This is a genomic window from Priestia sp. P5_B4 (assembly GCF_056400385.1).
This window is the reverse complement of record NZ_JBFULJ010000619.1, coordinates 1-2,295: the sequence shown is the minus strand read 5'-3', so window position 1 is coordinate 2,295 and position 2,295 is coordinate 1. Positions and strand designations below refer to the sequence as shown.

Here is a 2,295-nt window from a genome sequence, read left to right as displayed (position 1 = left end):
ACCACAGCATCTGCCATTGACACAAGCTTACAGGTAGCAGACGAGTACGATGTTCAAATTGCGATTCATACAGATACTTTAAATGAAGGCGGCTTTGTCGAAGATACGATTGCAGCGATTGGCGATCGAGTCATTCATACCTATCATACTGAAGGAGCTGGAGGCGGACATGCACCTGATATTATGGAAATGGCAAGCTTTCCAAACGTGCTTCCATCATCAACTAATCCAACAAGGCCCTATACTGTCAACACGCTTGAAGAACATTTAGATATGCTCATGGTATGTCATCATCTTGATCCCTCTGTACCAGAAGACATCGCTTTTGCTGATTCTCGCATTCGCAAAGAAACGATTGCAGCTGAAGATATTTTACACGATTTAGGTGTATTCAGTATGATTTCTTCAGATTCTCAAGCAATGGGACGTGTAGGCGAAGTAATTACAAGAACGTGGCAAACAGCTGACAAAATGAAAAAGCAACGAGGGAAACTTGATGGTGACAGCGAAGTTGGCGATAACGCACGTGTCAAACGCTATGTAGCTAAATATACGATTAATCCAGCTATTGCTCATGGAATTTCCGAATATGTAGGATCAGTAGAAACAGGGAAAATGGCTGACTTAGTCCTATGGGAGCCAGCTTTTTTTGGAATAAAGCCTGACTTGATTGTAAAAGGCGGTTTGATTGCACACAGCTTAATGGGAGATCCTAATGCTTCAATTCCAACTCCACAGCCGGTTTTATACCGTCCGATGTTTGCTTCTTATGGAAAGGCAAGAGCTAAAACATCTCTTACGTTTGTGTCAAAAGCAGCGTACGAGAACAAAGTGGGCGAGAAACTGGGGTTGCAAAAGCTGCTTAAACCGGTCAAAAATATTCGTCAATTAAAAAAAACAGATATGAAGTTAAACGGGGAAATGCCTAAAATTGAAGTTGATCCCCAAACGTACGAAGTAAAAGTAGATGGACAAATGATTACATGTGAAGCAGCAGAAGTTGTGCCTATGGCGCAGCGATACTTTTTATTTTGAGGTGAAAGAAATGGTAATCGAAAAAATTATCGGAAATATGGCAACATTAGAAAAACGGGCTCCGCATATAGAAAAGGTATATATCGAAAGTGATCACTTAGTAAAACGCGTTCAACGCGTTGTAACAGATCACGGTAAGGAACTAGGAATTCGTCTAAAAGAAAATCGCGAGCTCACTGATKGCGACGTGCTGTTTATGGATGAAAGCAATATGATTGTTGTGCAGGTGGTGGCAGACGATATTTTAACCATTCAGCCGATTAATATTCAGCAAATGGGAGAAATTGCTCATCAGCTTGGCAACCGACATTTGCCAGCACAGTTTGAAGGTGGAGACATGCTCGTACAGTACGATTATTTAGTCGAAGAATTGCTTCAACAGCTTGATATTCCCTATAAGCGCGAAAAAAGAAAAGTAAAACAAGCTTTTAAGCATATCGGACACAGTCATGACTAATTCATCGCTTTCGCTGATTCAACTATGTGATTCAAATTTTCCATCCGGTGCATTTTCACATTCGTTTGGCTTTGAAACGTATATTCAGCGAGATCAAATTTACAACACAGAAACCTTTCAAGAAGCGCTTCGTACATACCTTGATGTTCAGCTGACGTATACGGACGGCTTAGCATGCAGACTGGCTTATGAGTATGCGAATCATGACCAGTTTACCGAAATTATGAGAGTGGATCATGAATTATACGCTCTTGCTTTGTCAAAAGAAACAAGAGAAGGGACAAGACGCGTGGGCCAGCGCATGTTAAAACTTTGCTTAGAATTATTTCAAGGCTCTTATTTAGAAAAGTATATGAGTGAGGTAAAAGCAAAGAAGGCGTATGGACATCCTGCTGTTGTATTTGCGTTAGCCAGCCTGCAGTTAAATATCACAAAAGAAGACGCAATTTTAAGTCACTTGTACGCTAGCATTTCTTCGTTAATTCAAAATGCTGTTCGCGGCATACCGATCGGTCAAACGGATGGACAAAAAACGCTCATTCTTTTTCAGCCGCTGCTACAGCACGCACTTCAGCATATTTTACAAGCGGATCAAGAGGAATTTGGTGCGGTGACACCAGGGTTAGAAATCGCTCAAATGCAACATGAACAATTGCATGTACGATTGTTCATGTCATAAAAAAGGWGGGAAAGCCTTCTAACGATGAAGGCGTAAAAAATGAATGCAATTTAAATTGGAATTGGTGGACCTGTTGGTGCAGGGATAACAATGTTAGTAGAACGATTTACGCGTGCACTAGAAG

The 2,295-nt window shown here is 41.0% G+C and carries 3 protein-coding genes; all 3 read left to right on the top strand.

Annotated features, from left to right (window positions below):
• Positions 1-1,035 (top strand): urease subunit alpha (locus tag AC1DRF_RS23795; protein WP_477741853.1); only part of this gene is annotated, 1,035 nt, incomplete at its 5' end.
• 10 nt (positions 1,036-1,045) lie between these two features.
• Entirely contained in the window at positions 1,046-1,492 is a 447-nt protein-coding gene (gene ureE, locus AC1DRF_RS23790) for an urease accessory protein UreE (RefSeq protein ID WP_477741852.1), read from the top strand.
• Complete coding sequence (locus tag AC1DRF_RS23785; RefSeq protein WP_230183480.1) at positions 1,485-2,171, top strand: urease accessory protein UreF; 687 nt, start codon at positions 1,485-1,487, stop codon at positions 2,169-2,171. The genes ureE and AC1DRF_RS23785 overlap by 8 nt, the downstream gene beginning before the upstream one ends.
• The last annotated feature ends 124 nt before the right edge of the window (positions 2,172-2,295 follow it).